The sequence below is a fragment of the Flavobacterium sp. genome (assembly GCF_043722275.1).
In the GTDB taxonomy this organism is placed as follows: domain Bacteria; phylum Bacteroidota; class Bacteroidia; order Flavobacteriales; family Flavobacteriaceae; genus Flavobacterium.
Map to the genome: position 1 here is coordinate 25,370 of NZ_JAYSPC010000118.1, position 16,645 is coordinate 42,014.

At 32.1% G+C, this 16,645-nt stretch carries 14 protein-coding genes; 8 read left to right on the forward strand and 6 right to left on the reverse strand.

Going from position 1 to position 16,645, the window contains the following annotated elements; translation table 11 throughout:
- Positions 1-122 precede the first annotated feature (122 nt).
- The 5 genes from ACHZDT_RS14705 to ACHZDT_RS14725 all read right to left on the reverse strand — a co-directional run bounded on the left by ACHZDT_RS14705 (position 123) and on the right by ACHZDT_RS14725 (position 8,383).
- On the reverse strand, positions 123-497 hold the full coding sequence (locus tag ACHZDT_RS14705; protein WP_394775375.1) for a methylglyoxal synthase: 375 nt from the start codon (positions 495-497) through the stop codon (positions 123-125).
- A 12-nt stretch (positions 498-509) separates the two neighbouring features.
- Entirely contained in the window at positions 510-1,361 is an 852-nt protein-coding gene (locus ACHZDT_RS14710; protein WP_394775376.1) for an N-acetylglucosamine kinase, read from the reverse strand.
- A 129-nt stretch (positions 1,362-1,490) separates the two neighbouring features.
- Positions 1,491-2,495, reverse strand: a complete 1,005-nt coding sequence (gene gap / locus ACHZDT_RS14715) for a type I glyceraldehyde-3-phosphate dehydrogenase (RefSeq protein WP_394775377.1) — start codon at positions 2,493-2,495, stop codon at positions 1,491-1,493.
- A gap of 94 nt (positions 2,496-2,589) precedes the next feature.
- Positions 2,590-3,576 carry a 6-phosphofructokinase gene (pfkA, locus tag ACHZDT_RS14720; RefSeq protein ID WP_394775378.1) on the reverse strand — a complete coding sequence of 329 codons (987 nt, stop codon included), beginning with the start codon at positions 3,574-3,576 and terminating at the stop codon, positions 2,590-2,592.
- A 310-nt stretch (positions 3,577-3,886) separates the two neighbouring features.
- Positions 3,887-8,383 (reverse strand): translocation/assembly module TamB domain-containing protein, encoded by a 4,497-nt coding sequence (locus ACHZDT_RS14725; protein WP_394775379.1) that lies wholly within the window; start codon positions 8,381-8,383, stop codon positions 3,887-3,889.
- 196 nt (positions 8,384-8,579) lie between these two features.
- On the opposite strand from ACHZDT_RS14725, the gene tsaD reads away from it, so the two are divergent.
- The 8 genes from tsaD (at position 8,580) to ACHZDT_RS14765 (ending at position 15,797) form a co-directional block, all read left to right on the forward strand.
- The gene (gene tsaD / locus ACHZDT_RS14730; protein ID WP_394775380.1) at positions 8,580-9,602 is read left to right on the forward strand and encodes a tRNA (adenosine(37)-N6)-threonylcarbamoyltransferase complex transferase subunit TsaD; all 1,023 of its coding nucleotides are present in this window, start codon (positions 8,580-8,582) and stop codon (positions 9,600-9,602) included.
- Positions 9,603-9,604: 2 nt separating this feature from the next.
- Positions 9,605-10,318 (forward strand): 16S rRNA (uracil(1498)-N(3))-methyltransferase, encoded by a 714-nt coding sequence (locus ACHZDT_RS14735; RefSeq protein WP_394775381.1) that lies wholly within the window; start codon positions 9,605-9,607, stop codon positions 10,316-10,318.
- A 271-nt stretch (positions 10,319-10,589) separates the two neighbouring features.
- Positions 10,590-11,228: a DUF4159 domain-containing protein gene (locus ACHZDT_RS14740; protein ID WP_394775382.1), complete on the forward strand. Its 639-nt coding sequence runs from the start codon at positions 10,590-10,592 to the stop codon at positions 11,226-11,228.
- A gap of 10 nt (positions 11,229-11,238) precedes the next feature.
- Positions 11,239-11,733, forward strand: coding sequence for a TrmH family RNA methyltransferase (locus ACHZDT_RS14745; RefSeq protein WP_394775383.1), 495 nt, complete (start codon positions 11,239-11,241; stop codon positions 11,731-11,733).
- A 159-nt stretch (positions 11,734-11,892) separates the two neighbouring features.
- A complete protein-coding gene (locus ACHZDT_RS14750; protein WP_394775384.1) occupies positions 11,893-12,843 on the forward strand; it encodes a zinc metalloprotease in 951 nt (316 codons plus the stop codon).
- Between the two features lie 109 nt (positions 12,844-12,952).
- The gene (locus ACHZDT_RS14755) at positions 12,953-14,044 is read left to right on the forward strand and encodes an AI-2E family transporter (protein ID WP_394775385.1); all 1,092 of its coding nucleotides are present in this window, start codon (positions 12,953-12,955) and stop codon (positions 14,042-14,044) included.
- 2 nt (positions 14,045-14,046) lie between these two features.
- On the forward strand, positions 14,047-15,228 hold the full coding sequence (locus tag ACHZDT_RS14760; protein ID WP_394775386.1) for a class I SAM-dependent methyltransferase: 1,182 nt from the start codon (positions 14,047-14,049) through the stop codon (positions 15,226-15,228).
- A gap of 2 nt (positions 15,229-15,230) precedes the next feature.
- On the forward strand, positions 15,231-15,797 hold the full coding sequence (locus ACHZDT_RS14765) for a hypothetical protein (RefSeq protein ID WP_394775387.1): 567 nt from the start codon (positions 15,231-15,233) through the stop codon (positions 15,795-15,797).
- Here ACHZDT_RS14765 and ACHZDT_RS14770 read toward each other — a convergent pair whose 3' ends face one another.
- Entirely contained in the window at positions 15,798-16,451 is a 654-nt protein-coding gene (locus tag ACHZDT_RS14770) for a M15 family metallopeptidase (protein WP_394775388.1), read from the reverse strand. It lies immediately after the preceding gene.
- Positions 16,452-16,645 lie beyond the last annotated feature (194 nt).

Consider the following 16,645-nt stretch of genomic DNA (forward strand, 5'->3'; position numbering starts at 1 on the left):
ATATCAAATATTTACCAATACAACAATAAAAGACTTCAAATCTATTTTTATAGTAATTAATAAGCAATAAAAAACCGTTTCAATAATGAAACGGTTCTGAATATATCTAAAAATGTAAAATTCTATAATTGCAATGAGACTGCATTTAACAGTAACTGAGCCGAAGCTTCGTTTGTAGCTAAAGGCACATTATGTACGTCACAAACACGAATAAGCATATTAATATCGACTTCGTGGGCGTGGCTTGCAAGAGGATCTTTAAAAAAGAAAACCATCTGTGTTTTACCTTCGGCTACCCGCGCAGCAATTTGCGCATCACCTCCCATTGGTCCTGAAAGCATTCTTTTTACTTTAAATCCAGCATTCACTGCTTTACTTCCGGTAGTTCCTGTTGCAATCAGCCTAATCTTTTCCTGAAGTAACAAGGTTTTGTTTTTGTTTAAAAACTGAACCATATCTGCCTTTTTACCGTCGTGCGCAATAATAGCAATTTCCATATTTACTTTTATTTATTGATTGGCAACATGATAAGCAATTAATCCGTCAATAGGTCTTCTTAAAACATTCCCTAATTGAAGTTCATATTTATCAAATGTTTCCTGTAATTCATCTTTCAGATAAAAAGCAATAGAACCTACAAAATGCACTGGAACTTCTTTACAATTATCAAACTGTTTGATATAGTTTTTCACAAAAGATTTCATTCCTTTAAAAATGATTTTTCTGCAAAACTCAGTGTCCTTATGTTTGATTAAAAATTTCGCAAAAGTCGCTAAATAAGCATTTGGATTTGGTTCTTTATATAATTTATTCTTGATGAAATCAGGATCTAAATCATATTCTTTTTCAAATTCAACAGCCAGTTCTTTAGGCATTTTATTGAAATAATATTTTCTGATTAATTCTTTTCCAAAAACATTTCCGCTGCAATCATCCATAGCAATGTATCCTAATGACTGTACTTTTTGATGCAATACTTTTCCATCAAAATAACTACAATTAGAACCAGTTCCTAAGATACTTACAATAGCTTCTTCTCCTTTTGGAGTAGTTGCATAAACTGCTGCGTATGTATCTTCATGAACTTCTACAATGGCATTTACGAAATATTCCTGAAATATTTGCGAAAGCGCAGTTTTCATTCTGTCAGTTCCACAACCTGCTCCGTAGAAGAACAAATGTGTGGCATTTTTTTTATTTTGTAAAATATCAAAACGATCATTCAATCTTTCAAGAATATCCGGAGCGTCAAGAATTTCAGGATTTAATCCTAAAGTTTGTGTGGTGAATAATACTTTTCCATTATCATCAATTGCAATCCAATCGGCTTTAGTAGATCCACTATCAACTATTAATTTCATTTTATTTAGTTTTTGGATTAGTTTTCTTTAACTAAATAAAAAGTGTATTTTTTACATTAATTAAAGAAGTAACAAAATAAGAAAATCCCGTTACTTTGAAATAACGGGATTTTGCAAATATATATACTATTATTTCAAACCTGCAATATGCACAGATAAATCAATTAATTTAGAAGAATATCCGTACTCATTATCGTACCAAGATACAAATTTGAAGAAAGTAGAGTTTAATCCAATTCCAGCAGTTGCATCAACGATTGAAGTTCTTTTATCAGAAATAAAATCCTGAGAAACAACAGCATCTTCAGTATATCCTAAGATACCTTTCATTGTAGTTTCAGAAGCCGTTTTCAAAACAGCAAGAATTTCCTCGTAAGAAGTTTCTTTTGCCACCTTTACAGTTAAATCTACTACAGAAACGTCAGCAGTAGGAACACGGAAAGACATTCCTGTTAATTTACCGTTCAAAGACGGAATTACTTTTCCAACAGCTTTTGCAGCTCCTGTAGAAGATGGGATGATGTTGATGCTTGCAGCACGTCCACCTCTCCAGTCTTTTCTTGAAGGACCATCAGCTGTCATTTGAGTTGAAGTTGTAGCGTGTACAGTTGTCATTAAAGCTTCTTCAATTCCAAAATTATCGTGGATAACTTTAGCTAAAGGCGCTAAACAGTTTGTAGTACAAGAAGCATTAGAAACTACTAAATCTGTAGCTTTTGCAGTTTCATGGTTTACACCCATTACAAACATTGGAGCATCTGCAGACGGTGCAGAAATAATTACTTTTTTAGCACCACCTTTAATGTGCTCATTTGCAGTTTCGATAGTTGTGAAAATACCAGTACATTCAGCAACTACATCAACATCAACTTCGTTCCATTTTAAGTCAGCTGGATTTCTTTCAGCAGTAATACGGATATTTCTTCCGTTTACGTAAAGTTTTCCTTCTTTAACTTCTACAGTTCCGTTGAAACGACCGTGAACTGAATCATATTTTAATAAATAAGCTAAGTGATCTACATCTAACAAGTCATTGATTGCAACAACTTCTACATTGTCTCTGTTGAAAGATTCTCTAAAAACGATTCTTCCGATACGTCCAAATCCGTTTATTCCTAATTTTACTTTTGACATTTTACTTAATTTTTTGCTTTTGTTTTTATTACACTAATATTAAAGTCTAATTTCCTCACAATAAACTTCTTTCCTTTTTAAACTTTTTTATTTGTTATGTCGACATGATGTCAGACACTCTCAATAATTCCCTATCAATTTCTGATTTACCTTTAATTGCTTGTTCAAGAGGCGTTAAAGCCACTTTATCAGCCTGAAGACCTACCATATAATTTGATTTTCCTTCAATTAGAGATTCCACTGCTTTTACACCTAAACGGCTTGCTAAAACACGGTCAAAACAAGATGGAGAACCACCACGCTGCATGTGTCCTAAAACAGATACTCTTACATCGTACTCAGGTAAATTAGCTTCAACGTAATCTTTTAATTCAAATACATTTTTACCAATTTTATCACCCTCGGCGATTACTACTATACTTGATGATTTTCCTGAAGCTTTACTTTTTTGAAGAGAGTCAAGTAATCTGTCTAAACCTAAATCTTCCTCAGGAATAAGAATTTCTTCTGCACCAGCTCCAATTCCCGCATTAAGGGCAATATGACCGGCATCTCTACCCATAACCTCTACAAAAAACAAACGGTTATGTGAACTTGCAGTATCTCTGATTTTATCAATACAATCTACAACAGTATTCAAAGCGGTATCATAGCCTAAAGTATGGCTTGTACCAAAAATATCATTATCAATTGTACCGGGAATTCCCATAATAGGAAAACCATATTCTGAATTAAATATTAATCCTCCGGTAAAACTTCCGTCACCACCTATTACAACAAGAGCATCAACTCCGGCTTTAATAAGATTATCGTGTGCTTTTCTTCTACCTTCCGGGGTTCTAAACTCAACCGAACGAGCTGATTTTAAGATCGTTCCACCTTTGTTTACAATATTATTTACGCTTCGGGGACCCATTTCCTTGAAATCACCTTCGATCATTCCCTGATACCCTCTATAAATTCCTATGCATTCTATATTATGATAAGCGCATGTTCGAACAACTGATCGTATTGCGGCATTCATTCCAGGTGAGTCTCCTCCCGATGTCAGAACACCAACTTTTTTTATTGTTTTTGGCATTATTTAAGTATTAAAGTGTAAAATTAGCAAACATTCACCACTTTTCAGGTTATGTTTATAATAAATTAATAAAATATGTTAAATTCAAACGTTTTCGTTAATAAGTTTTTCGATAGTAAAAAATTCATTTAAAATAATAAAAGGGTCATTTTTTAATTAAATCCTTAAAATTAACAATACATAAATGAAGTGTTATAAAAATTCAGGTTTTACAATCTGATTCCAAAATTTATGAGCCGCTAAATTTAGCACAAAAAAAACCATTCAATGCAACGAATGGTTTCTTTTAAGTATATTTTTAACAATTTGACTAAAAGTCATTGTCCGGAATTAATCCTTCATTATTATTTTGAGGAGGCGGCTTTTTCTCTTCTTCTTTTTTCTCAGGTTTCTTTTTGTTCTTTTCAGCGTCTTTTTTATTAGAGAAATTGACAAAATCGGGATTTAAATAAGAGTCTTGTAAATCATCCGAAGAATTTTTTATTGCCTTTTCTAATTTATGGTTTTTAAATAATTTGTTGACCAGTTCGCTAAAAGTATCAAAATCGACTTCATACGAAATACCAACTCCTTGCGTATAACCAATTCCCTGACCTATATAATTGATATCATTTTCTTTATTAAACAAACGAAGATTCATTGATCCGTCTTCGTTCATTCTATATAATACTTCAATATCCCCAACAATAGCCGACTCGTTAACGCCGCCAATAGGAACTCCTAATTTTCCGTTTATGGTAATCCTTTCATTTACCTGAGATGTTATATTTGCCACAAACTGACCATCGGCTTCCTGACCAATTCGCTTATCTGCGGATATAAAATTCAAATCAATATTTATTTTATCATTGTCAGATTTTATGATTCCGCCTAATAAGCTTGCCGCAGTTTCTGCAAATGTTCCTGATAAATCACTTTGATTAAAACCATCCGGACTCATAAATGATCCTGTCGAAAGTAAATACAAAGCCTGTGTCTGACGAACATCTTTATCATCTAATTTGTATTGAATTTCAGATTTTAAAACGTTACTTACAGATGGAAACTGAATATCAAAATTAGGCTCAGGACTTGTTAAATCTCCTCTTAAACCAATTACAACTTCTACCGGAACTTTTTTATTGAACGATGAATTCTGTAATAATACAGCCGGATTTGCAGATGTTTTATAAACAGCCTCAAGATTCAATTGCGCTTTCATTGGGTTTCCTTCCCAAATAATAGAACCACCTTTTTTGACTGCGAATTTTTTATCGATTAAACCACCGTATTTAAAATTATAAGTTCCTTCATATGCCTGGAAATCTCCCCACATATTAAATTTACCCAGCGTATTTATCTTAAATAATAACGATCCGTATCCTTTTCCTTTCATACCATGTCCGGAATTTCGATCTAAGATTACTTCGACCTCCGCATCTGGCGTAATATCAAAATCAAACTCTAATTCAAGGCCATTATAGTTTTTGGTTTTTTCAACAATACCATTCGCTAAATTGTATTTCTCTTTTGGTGTAACAAAATGAATCCAACTGCTTTCACCAACACTTTGGGCATTATTAATTGGGATTTTAACCTCAGTTCCTTTCTCAGATTTGGCATCAACTTTAATAAACAAACTTTCCGTAGGTCCTTTTATACTTGCAGTTCCATTAATAAATGCTGTACCAAAATAAGCCGCATCTTCACTATCTTTTGTATCAAGCGCCAATAATCGTTTAGATGTAATGGTCAAATCCAGTTTCCAGTCGCTAAAATTATGATGTTCAATACTTCCGTTAAGTAAACCTTTAGTTCCGTATTTAGTATCTGTTAATTGATTATTTCTGAATAAAAACTTCTCATCTGTTAAATCAATAACCGTTCGATCACTTAATTCATAATCTGTATTAAGGTACGGAACTGTCATTCCGGCTTTTTCAACATATAATCTTCCGTTGATTTCCGGTTTTTTAAGATTCCCCACAACGGCGGCATTTCCGGAAACAGATCCTCTAACATTTGATAAAACATTACCTCCGATTGTTCCTAAAGTTGCCAGATTAAATCCTTCGAGTTTTAGATTTAAATCTAAAAAAGTCTCTTTGTTCTCGACAGCAAAAGTTCCGCTTGCCCTAAATGATTCCGTGAAACCATTTTGAATAGACGAATTTATAGTGAATTTTTTAAAGCTTTCATCTCCGGAAATATCAAAATTCAGAGTTCCCAAATCTATTTTATTCAGATTGAGATGATCAATTACAATGGATGCCGTGGGCTGATAAACATCCTTATTCTGCTTATAATTTATATTTCCGTTCAAATTACCATTAAACACAAACTTGGAATTTAATGGCGTAATTTTATTAATATCTACATCTTCAAAATTGAGGACTATATCCTTATAATCCTTTCCTTTTATGACACCGTTTAAATCAATTTTCTGATTTTCATGCGATAAAATAATATTGTCTATCGTGAAATTTTTAAAGAACTGATCGAATACAATCTGATTATCAGCCTGATCATTTTCGTTTAAATACCATAAATAGTCTTTAAACTTCATTTCAGATTTCTTGATTCCAACAATATTATTTTTGTTTTTATCAATAGTATGATACAAGTCAAGATTAAAATAATCTTCTCCTTTTTCTCCTCCTTTAAACTCAGAACGAACAAACAAAGTATCTTTTGAAGTTACGTTGATTAAGTTAAAATCACGAATTTTATAATAAGGCGTTTTAATACTGTCTAACTCAACAAAAGCATTGTAAAGCGGATTTTTATTATCAATACTAATTCTGATATTATCAAAAGTATTTTTTGCCGCTGTAATTTTTTGAGATTTAAACCTGAATTTAAATTCCTGTAAATCCGAGTCTATTTTTCCACGAACAACTGTACTTGAATCTATATTAATTTCAGGATATAACATTTCCACCACTTTGTCATAAACATGAAAATTAAATCGTAAAAACTGTCCTTTGTTAACTTTATAAGGCTTATAATTAGTGTAAAGACTTCCCACAGAATTCATTACCAATTTTTCTAATTGTGCAAATTGAAATTTACCAACTATTTTACCGTCTACAACATCTTTAGAATTAATGGTGATAGTTCGTAATCTGTCAGCATCAAAATTTGAGTTTACAATGATTTCATCAAAAGTATAAGTTGCTTTTGGGTTTTGATAAACGGCATCTCTAATTGCAACATTTCCTTGTAAATTTTCGATAGAATTTCCGGTAAGTTCAACAACGGCGTCACCTCTAAATGTTGAAATTGAATCATTTATAAATTTCAGTTTTCGTAAATCGGCATTTTCTACATTAATATGAAAATCATATCGGCTTTCGCGTTTACTTAAATCCACCAAACCATCAAATGTCAAACTTAAATTAGGATCATTTATAGAAAGTTGTCCTTTATAATATGGCAATTTGAAATTTCCGTTTACAACGATATTATTATAGGTGTATTTGTTATATTCTAATTTTGCAATATCTCCTTTTATAATCGTGTTCAGGTATTTCTCTGTAAAACCAACGCCATCAACATCTAAATTTAAGGTTGTTCTGCCAATATCTTTACGATTCAGCAAAGCACCAACATTAAAATTATCCAAGATTATATTTCCTGAATAAGATGCTTTATCGATAAAATCGATATTATTCATATGCAAATCGGCTTGACCGTTACCTAAATCGGTAATCATTTTAAAGTTTGCTTCTAATTCCGTTGTAGAAACTTTTGTTTTACCAACGATATTAAACTTGCCAATTCTTTTAAGTTCCTTCGGAAGTTTTTTACCCAAAATTCCAGGTAAAATCACCACTAAATTATCATAACTTGAAATCAGTTTATCAAACTTTCCTTCCATTGCAAATTTTTGAGTTTTGCTTCCTAAAAGGTTTTTAAAATTAAGTGTTCCGTTGATTTTAGAACCATTCATATCACTCAATCTAAGATTTCTTAAATTAAGATTATTCAATGTTCCTTTTAGTTTTGTTTTAATTTTAAAGTGCTGGTTTTTACCCAATCCGTCGTAGAAAAAACGAATATCATTTGATGCAATCGAAGCAGAATCAAGCGCAACATCAAACTTTACTTTATCAGTAAAATGAAGAAAATCTTCAATTTTATAATTCAAAATAGCTTTACCGTAAATCCAGGATCTTTTGGTTTTTATGGCTAAATTTTCAACTTTAATCTGTTTTTTTGTATAAGTTAGTTTTCCGGCAAAATTAGACACATACAAACCACGATGATCTAAAAAAGAAAACCTGTGAATTGTAGTGGTAACATCTGGTCCGTATAATTTAAAATCACTTATATAAGCGTTTAACTTTGTGAAATCAAGAAATTTTGGTGTGCTTTTATTTTCATCAATAACCGTAAAAATACCTTTAGAAATATAGGCGTTTCTGGCTGTTAGCAAAAAGTGTTTTTTTGATTTTGTTTTTTTATCGGTTTCAAACAATTTAATAAACTTATTAATATTGTTTTCGTTTTCGTTTTTATAGGTTTTCAGATTAAAAATCATTCCTGTTAAACGAAGATCTCCAAAAATCAAATCACCATCAAGCAATCTTTTTACACTTAAAATATCCGTGGTAATAATGTCTGAATAGATTAAGGTTTTCTTATGATGGTCTAAAATTAAAACCTTTTTCAGTTTTACGCCTCCAAAAAGATTGATGGCAACCCTGTCAACACTAATATTGGTTTTAAAATCTGTGTTTAATGAAACTGTAACGTATTTTGCAATTTTTGTTTGTACAACAGGCAATGCCAATGTAATAGCAAGTACTAACAAAAGTAAAATCAACCCAATTAGGGTTCTTGAAATTATTTTCTTTACTTTTTTGATAGCTGCTTTTATTTTAGTTTTCTTTTAAATTTATTTTGAACAGACAAAGAACGACTGTTTTTGATAAAAATTCTTTAATTTTGGCGTCTCTTTAATATATAAGAAAATCAAAATATTTGATTCGTCAAATATAATTCAAAATTCGTGCCTTTATATGCAAAATTCAGAGGTTTTTATTCTTGCCATCGAAAGTTCCTGCGATGATACTGCCGCCGCGGTTTTACATAACGACAAAGTACTCTCAAATGTTGTGGCAAATCAGTTAATTCACAACCAATATGGTGGTGTAGTTCCAGAATTAGCTTCAAGAGCACATCAGCAAAACATAGTTCCGGTAATTGACGCCGCACTTCGCAAAGCAAATGTACAAAAAGATCAATTAACCGCAATTGCATTTACGCAAGGTCCGGGCTTAATGGGCTCTTTATTGGTAGGAAGTTCATTTAGCAAATCATTATCATTAGCCTTAAAAATTCCGTTAATTGCTGTTAATCATATGCATGCGCATATTTTAGCCCATTTTATTGACGAAGAAGGTTTTGATAAACCTGAATTTCCTTTTCTGGCTTTGACAATAAGTGGCGGACATACACAAATTGTAAAAGTAAACGGTTTTTTTGACATGGAAATTATTGGTGAAACCACTGATGACGCTGTTGGAGAAGCTTTTGACAAGAGTGCAAAAATCTTGGGACTTCCCTATCCGGGCGGACCTTTGGTTGATAAATATGCACAATTAGGAAACCCTAAAGCATTTGCCTTTACAAAACCAAAAGTTCCGGGATTAAATTTTAGTTTTTCCGGATTAAAAACCGCGATTTTATATTTTATCCAGAAGAAAAAACTGGAGAATCCTAATTTCATCGAAGAAAACCTGAATGATATTTGCGCTTCTATTCAATATACGATTATCGAAATTTTGATGGATAAATTGAAATTAGCAGTAAAAGAAACCGGAATCACACAAATTGCGATTGGCGGAGGAGTTTCGGCAAATTCAGGAATCAGATCAAGATTAAAGGAAACAGAAGGGAAATACGGCTGGAAAACTTTTATCCCAAAATTCGAATACACAACAGATAACGCTGCAATGATTGGCATTGTAGGATATCAAAAATATTTATCAAGTCGTTTTGAAACTTCAGCAGTGGTTTCAAAAGCGCGAATTCAATTTTAATTATGCAATTATTTTACAATCCGGACATTGACGAAACTACTGAGACTTTTTCTTTTGATAAGGAAGAAAGCCGACATATTATAAAAGTTTTACGCAAGAAAGATTCGGATATTTTACACGTTACAAATGGTTTAGGTCTATTGTTTGAAACCGAAATTACTTTGGCTTCTGACAACAAATGTATTGTCAAAGTTCTTTCTATTACAAAAGCCGACAAACCGAAATTCCGTTTGCATTTAGCCGTTGCGCCAACCAAAATGAACGATCGTTTTGAATGGTTTCTGGAAAAAGCGACTGAAATTGGGATTCAGGAAATCACGCCGATTATTTGTGATCGATCTGAACGAAAAGTAATTAATTTAGAGCGTTTCGAAAAGATTATTCTTTCGGCAATGAAACAATCTAACGAAACTTATTTGCCTAAATTAAACGAAGCAATTTCATTTAAGGAATTCGTTAAACAAAAAAATGAAGGTTTACAATTGATCGCGCATTGCGAGGAAACGGATAAAAAATCATTAAAAGATATCCTGAAACCTAATGAAAGCGTTACAATGCTTATTGGTCCGGAAGGTGATTTTTCTGAAAAGGAAATTGCTCTGGCTTTAGAAAATAATTATCAGCCTGTTACGTTAGGAAATACGCGTTTACGTACTGAAACCGCTGCAATTGTGGCGTGTCATAGTGTTGTGTTTTTGAATGAAAGGCCTAATTAAGGTTTAATTATAACAATTAAGGCAACGTTTTGTCATTTCGATTAGTTGCTTTTCTCATTGCTTTGTCATTTCGACAGAGGAGAAATCACACGCGGGATTCGACAAAGATTAAGCACAATCTTGTCATTTCGACGCAGAAGAAATCTCCGCTAGAAACTCGACAAAGATTAGAAACATCAGTAACGGAGCTACTTGCGGAGATTTCTCCTGCGTCGAAATGACACAACAGACCGCATATAAAAAAGCAAATAACCATAATTTATAATTATATATGAAAAAAATATTTCTTTTGTTTTTATTGGTTTCCATTTCTTCATTTTCACAAGAAATTGCTTTGCTAAAATACAGCGGTGGTGGCGATTGGTATGCAAATCCTACATCATTGCCTAATTTGATTAAGTTTTGTAATGAGAATATCAATACACGAATAAAAGCAAAACCTTCAACGGTTGAACCAAGTAATCCTGATTTGCTTTCGTATCCTTTTGTGCATATGACGGGTCATGGAAATGTGGTTTTTAGCGATGCTGATGTCAGTAATCTTAGAAATTATTTAAACGGCGGTGGTTTTCTTCATATCGATGATAATTACGGAATGGATCAATATATTCGAAAAGAAATAAAAAAAATATTTCCTAATAATAATTTAGTTGAAATTCCGGCGAATCATGCCATATTTCAAAAACCATTTCCGTTCCCAAACGGATTACCAAAAATTCATGAACATGACGGAACTCGCGCTCAGGCTTTTGGGATTTTTGTAGAAAATAAACTGGTTTTATTATATACGTATGAATGCGATCTTGGCGATGGCTGGGAAGATCCTGAAGTGCATAACGATCCGGCTCCGGTAAGAGAAAAAGCCTTAAAAATGGGCGCCAACATTATCAATTATATCTTTACTAATTAAAACTTAAAAAGTGCAGCTTACTCACGAAGAAAATCAATTTCAAAGAAAAACGTTTCCGATTACATTAGTTTGTGATCACATTTATTTTCAACAGAATATTGGTTCTCTCTTTAGGATTAGTGAAGCTTTTGGGGTCGAAAATATTATTTTCTTAGGAAAAGATATTCCGTTAACGCCCCGTAAAATCAATAAAACTTCAAGAAGCACGCATCTTCATGTGCCTCATATTATAATTGAAGAAACAAGCGAACTTGTTGACTACTTAATTAAGAACAACTTTGAAATTATTGCATTGGAAATTGCAAGCAATAGTAAACCGCTAAAAGAAGTTGTACTTCCTGACAGTCAAAAAATTGCACTTTTGATAGGAAGTGAGATCGATGGAATTTCTGATGAACTTTTGAAGATTTCGAACCAAATTGTGCACATAAATATGTTCGGAAATAACTCAAGTATGAACGTTGTGCAAGCTGCAAGTATCGCTTTGTATGAATTTACTTCGTAATTTTTTATGTTAATTTTTTGTAGGAACTAGATTATACAAGGGTTCGTAAAAAATCTTACAAATAATTTAATGTAAAAATTTTGCTACAATGTGTTTTTGTTATAAAATTGCAATATAAATAACCAAATTTAATATTTTATAACAAAAACCCAAATTATTATGAAAAATGTTCTTATTACCGCATTCACAGCGTTAGTGTTGTTTTCTTGTCAAAATGAATCTACAGGATCATCAGATTCAAATGTAAGTGCTGTTGCCCGTCGCGGATGCGCAACTCAGGAAGTTTTAGAAGCTCAATTAAAAGCTGATCCAACTTTAGCAATCAGAATGAATGAAATTGATGCTTTTACAGAAAAAGCCATATTAAGTGGTAAACTTGTTAATGGAAAAGTTCAAATTCCTGTTGTAGTTAATGTATTGTACAGAACAACGGCAGAAAACATTTCGAATGCACAAATCCAAACCCAAATTGATGTATTGAATAAAGATTTCAATGCATTAAACTCTGATTACAATAGTGTACCTGCCTTATTTGCTGGTGTAAAAGCAAATGTTGGAATTTCATTTGTTTTAGATCAGGTGATCAGAAAATCTACTACAAAAACATCATGGGGAACTAATGATGCTGTTAAAAAAGTGGCTCAGGGAGGTTTAGCGCCAACGACGCCTACAACAAAACTTAATTTATGGTCATGCACAATTGGTGGCGGAATATTAGGATATGCACAATTTCCAGGAGGAGCTTCTGCTACTGACGGTGTTGTAATTGATTCTAAATATTTTGGTTTATCTGGTTCTGCAGCTGCACCTTACAATTTAGGAAGAACAGCTACTCACGAAGTTGGTCACTGGATGAATTTACGTCACATTTGGGGAGATGCAACTTGCGGAAGCGATTTAGTATCTGATACACCTACGCACAATACTGCAAATTATGGTGTTCCGGCTTATCCTCATTATAGCACTTGTTCAGGAACTCCTGTAGAAATGACTATGAACTACATGGATTATACTGATGATAATGCTATGTATATGTTCTCTAACGGACAAAAAAGCAGAATGGCTGCGATCTTCGTAACTGGAGGTGCAAGAGCTGCTTTTGGAATCTAAAAAAACAGATTAAAATAATAAATGGAAAAGCGGGATGATATCTCGCTTTTTTTTGTTTAATCACATATTTTAAAAGCTTTTTCCTATATTTATAATCTAAAATTAAAACATGATTACATCAAAAATTATTTCTAACGGAATATTAAGGGCTTTAGCAACGATTTTAATTGTTGGCGTTATTTTATATTTTTTATACGAAATACAAACTGTTATTGTTTACTTGTGCATTTCCTTGTTATTGTGTTTAATTGCAAATCCGTTAATACAATTTTTAAAAACCAGATTAAAGTTTGGTAATGGGCTCGCGGCAGCAACAACTTTAATTGTATTTATATTAATGTTAGTAGGTTTTATATTTTTATTTGTTCCTTTAATTATATCGCAGGCTAATAATTTATCTTTATTAGATACTCATAGTTTACAACTTCAATTTCTTGAAGCTGAACGCAATGTCGAAGCTTATTTTAATGTTCAGCATTTAGATCTAAGTAAAGTATTGAAAGATTCTAAGGTTACATCAATAATAGATTTTAGTTATTTTACTGTTTTTTTAAATTCGATTTTGGGATTTTTGGCCAATATAGGAATGGGATTAGTTTCTGTATTTTTCATTACTTTTTTCTTTCTTAAAGATCAGGATTCTTTTAAATTAAGTGCGCGCAAAATTTTACCGGACAATAATGAGGATAAAATTTTAAACTCTATTACTAAAATAAATCACTTTTTAACCCGCTACTTTATTGGTTTATTACTTCAGTTAACGGTTGTATTTATTTTGTATTTAATTGTTTTAATGATTTTTGGAAATAAAAATGCTTTTGTAATTGCTTTTTTATGTGCGATATTAAATGTGATTCCATATATAGGACCAATAATAGGAACTGTTTTAGCGGGAATTTTAACGATGATTAGTATGATTGGAAGTGATTTTCAAACCGAAATCCTGCCAAGAACGATTTATGTAATTATTGGCTTTTTAGTAGTTCAGGCGATTGATAATAATATTAGTCAGCCCATAATTTCATCAAAAAGTGTAAATTCGCATCCGCTGGAGATATTCCTGGTTACTTTAATCAGTGGAATTACTTTTGGGATTGTCGGGATGATTATTGCGATTCCTGTTTTTACAATGCTGAAAGTAATCCTGAAAGAATTTTTTCCTGAAAACAAAATTGTCTCCGTATTAACCGAAAGAATTTAGCATTGAATATTTCTATTTTAGACAAAAACATACAGGAATTTATAACTCAAAATAGTGGTGCATCGATTACAAAGTTAGCGCTTCAAAAAAATCCGTTTCCTGAAATTGACTGGATTTTAATCTTAAATCAGATTGAAGCGAAGTCCAAGGCAAAAGAAAAATTACCAACCTGGTTTTTGACCGAAAATATTATTTATCCCAGTAAAATTTCTGTTGAACAAACCTCATCTGAAAAAACAGCTGTTTATAAAGCTTCTTTAATTTCGGGCGAAAGCCTGATTGATCTTACGGGAGGTTTTGGCGTTGATGATTATTACTTTTCAAAGAAATTTAAAAACATTGCACATTGCGAAATCAACGAAGATTTATCGGCAATTGTAAAACATAATTTTGAACAGCTTAAAGTAATAAATTGTACTTTTTATGCTGAAGATTCTACTACTGTTTTAACGGAATCAAATCAAAAATGGGATTGGATTTATATTGATCCCTCGCGAAGAAATGATGCAAAAGGCAAAGTTTTTATGTTGAAGGATTGTTTGCCAAATGTTCCTGATTTATTAGATTTTTATTTTGAAAAAGCTTCTTCGATTTTAATAAAAATGGCTCCGTTACTGGATATTTCGGCAGGATTATCTGAACTTAAATTTGTAAAAAACATTCATATTATTGCGCTTGAAAATGAAGTTAAGGAATTGCTTTTCGAAATTCACAATCATTATTCTGGCGATATCACGATTAAAACGGCTAATATATTAAAACATAAAACCGAAACATTTGAATTTGTTCTGGGCGATGATTCTCTTTTTGCTTCTTATCATTTACCTCAACGTTATATTTATGAGCCAAATTCGGCAATTATGAAATCCGGTGGTTTTGATGAAGTTAGTGCTATTTTTGATGTCAATAAGCTTCATAAACATTCTCATTTATATACTTCGGATGATTTAATTGATTTTCCCGGACGCAGTTTTGAGGTTACAAAAGTGATTCCGTACAGTAAAAATGAGATGAAAACGGAACTCGCTAATCAACAGGCAAATGTTACTACGAGAAATTTTCCGGACACGGTGGAAAACATCCGAAAAAAATGGAAAATAAAAAATGGCGGAAATTTGTATTGTTTTTTTACAACTGATAAAAATGAGAGCAAAATAGTTTTAATTTGCAGAAAAATTACTTAAAAATGAAACAACTAATTACGCTAACCTTTTTTTTATTAACCTTTACCGCTTTTGCCCAAAAACCATGTGAATACAGTGCAAATGTAACCGACTCAATTGGTACTTATAAAGTTACGAATGAATACCTGATGAGTGAGAAATACTTTGGCGGAACATTTGATTATATTTTCTTTTCGCTTGCAAAAACGGATGGAATGCCTACTTTAAATTTGCAATTGATCCAGAAAAGTAAGGATTTTATAAAGGCGAATTGCTTTGATAAAAATTCGAAAGTTTTTTTACAATTGGAAAACGGAAAAATAGTGACGCTAATTCATATGGACAGGGAAACTTGCGGAACGCTTATTCACGACGAAAAAGGTTTTGATAATCGTGTTAATACGGGAATTTTTATGTTCATGAAAGAAAATTTTGAGGAGCTTAAAAAATCTCCAATTTCGATTATGCGTATTAAATACCTGACCACTACTGAAGATTATATCGTAAAAAGAGAATTAACATCTGAGCTTAATGCGAAGGTTTATAACCCGAATACGTATTTTATGGAAAATATCAGATGTGTTGAGTAATTAATCACATTTCCATTTTTGGTTGGAAACATTATCTTTTAAACCTGCTTTTAAATTATAATGCCACCACTCTGAATCAAATGAATTAAAGCCATTTTTGATCATTATACTTTTAAGATATTTTCTATTAGATTTTACATCATTAGAAAGCATCGTATAATTATGACTGGCACGAATACCAAAGAAATCAAACGGAGTTCCCATATCAACTTCTTTTCCATTTATATCGACTATTGAAATATCAACGGCTCCTCCTCTATTGTGGATGGAGCCTTTTTTTGGATCAGCAACATATTTGGGATTTGATACAATCTCCCACATTTTTTGCTGAATCGCTAAAGGTCGATAACAATCGTATAATTTGATTTTGAAGCCTTTTTTGATAAAATCTTTATTGGCTTTTATCAATGCCTGAACCGTTTTGTAACGCAACATGCATTCGGCACAATCATAGACTTTTGCTTTCAGGAAATTATCTTCGGTTGCATATTTCATATCGTAGATAAAATCGTTGCTGTAATCTTTTAAATTCACAAATGTAGTATCGGCAATTTCTTGTTTTACAGGACTTGAATAAACCTCATTTTGTGCGTTTGCATGAGCGAGAATGAAAAAAGCTCCAATAAATAAAAAAGTTTTAAGATACACAGTCATGAAATTGCAGTTATAAAATTAAAAAATCTGTAGACAGCTACGAATTTAATAAAATTTAGGCAGACATTTTATCAAAGCTAAAAAAAGATATCGGCAGTGTTTCCTTATCTATCAATGAAATAAGCTTTTACAATAATGCTTATTCATTCATTTGATTTTTTTTCTTAGGGCATTAAATTAATAAAAACCTAAGG

Bases quoted from the DNA above. Each gene is read 5' to 3' on its own strand.
- tsaD (WP_394775380.1), top strand. From the start codon at position 8,580: ATGCAAAATTCAGAGGTTTTTATTCTTGCCATCGAAAGTTCCTGCGAT.
- ACHZDT_RS14750 (WP_394775384.1), top strand. From the start codon at position 11,893: ATGAAAAATGTTCTTATTACCGCATTCACAGCGTTAGTGTTGTTTTCT.
- gap (WP_394775377.1), bottom strand. From the start codon at position 2,495: ATGTCAAAAGTAAAATTAGGAATAAACGGATTTGGACGTATCGGAAGA.
- ACHZDT_RS14755 (WP_394775385.1), top strand. From the start codon at position 12,953: ATGATTACATCAAAAATTATTTCTAACGGAATATTAAGGGCTTTAGCA.
- ACHZDT_RS14705 (WP_394775375.1), bottom strand. From the start codon at position 497: ATGGAAATTGCTATTATTGCGCACGACGGTAAAAAGGCAGATATGGTT.
- ACHZDT_RS14765 (WP_394775387.1), top strand. From the start codon at position 15,231: ATGAAACAACTAATTACGCTAACCTTTTTTTTATTAACCTTTACCGCT.
- pfkA (WP_394775378.1), bottom strand. From the start codon at position 3,576: ATGCCAAAAACAATAAAAAAAGTTGGTGTTCTGACATCGGGAGGAGAC.
- ACHZDT_RS14770 (WP_394775388.1), bottom strand. From the start codon at position 16,451: ATGACTGTGTATCTTAAAACTTTTTTATTTATTGGAGCTTTTTTCATT.
- ACHZDT_RS14740 (WP_394775382.1), top strand. From the start codon at position 10,590: ATGAAAAAAATATTTCTTTTGTTTTTATTGGTTTCCATTTCTTCATTT.
- ACHZDT_RS14735 (WP_394775381.1), top strand. From the start codon at position 9,605: ATGCAATTATTTTACAATCCGGACATTGACGAAACTACTGAGACTTTT.
- ACHZDT_RS14710 (WP_394775376.1), bottom strand. From the start codon at position 1,361: ATGAAATTAATAGTTGATAGTGGATCTACTAAAGCCGATTGGATTGCA.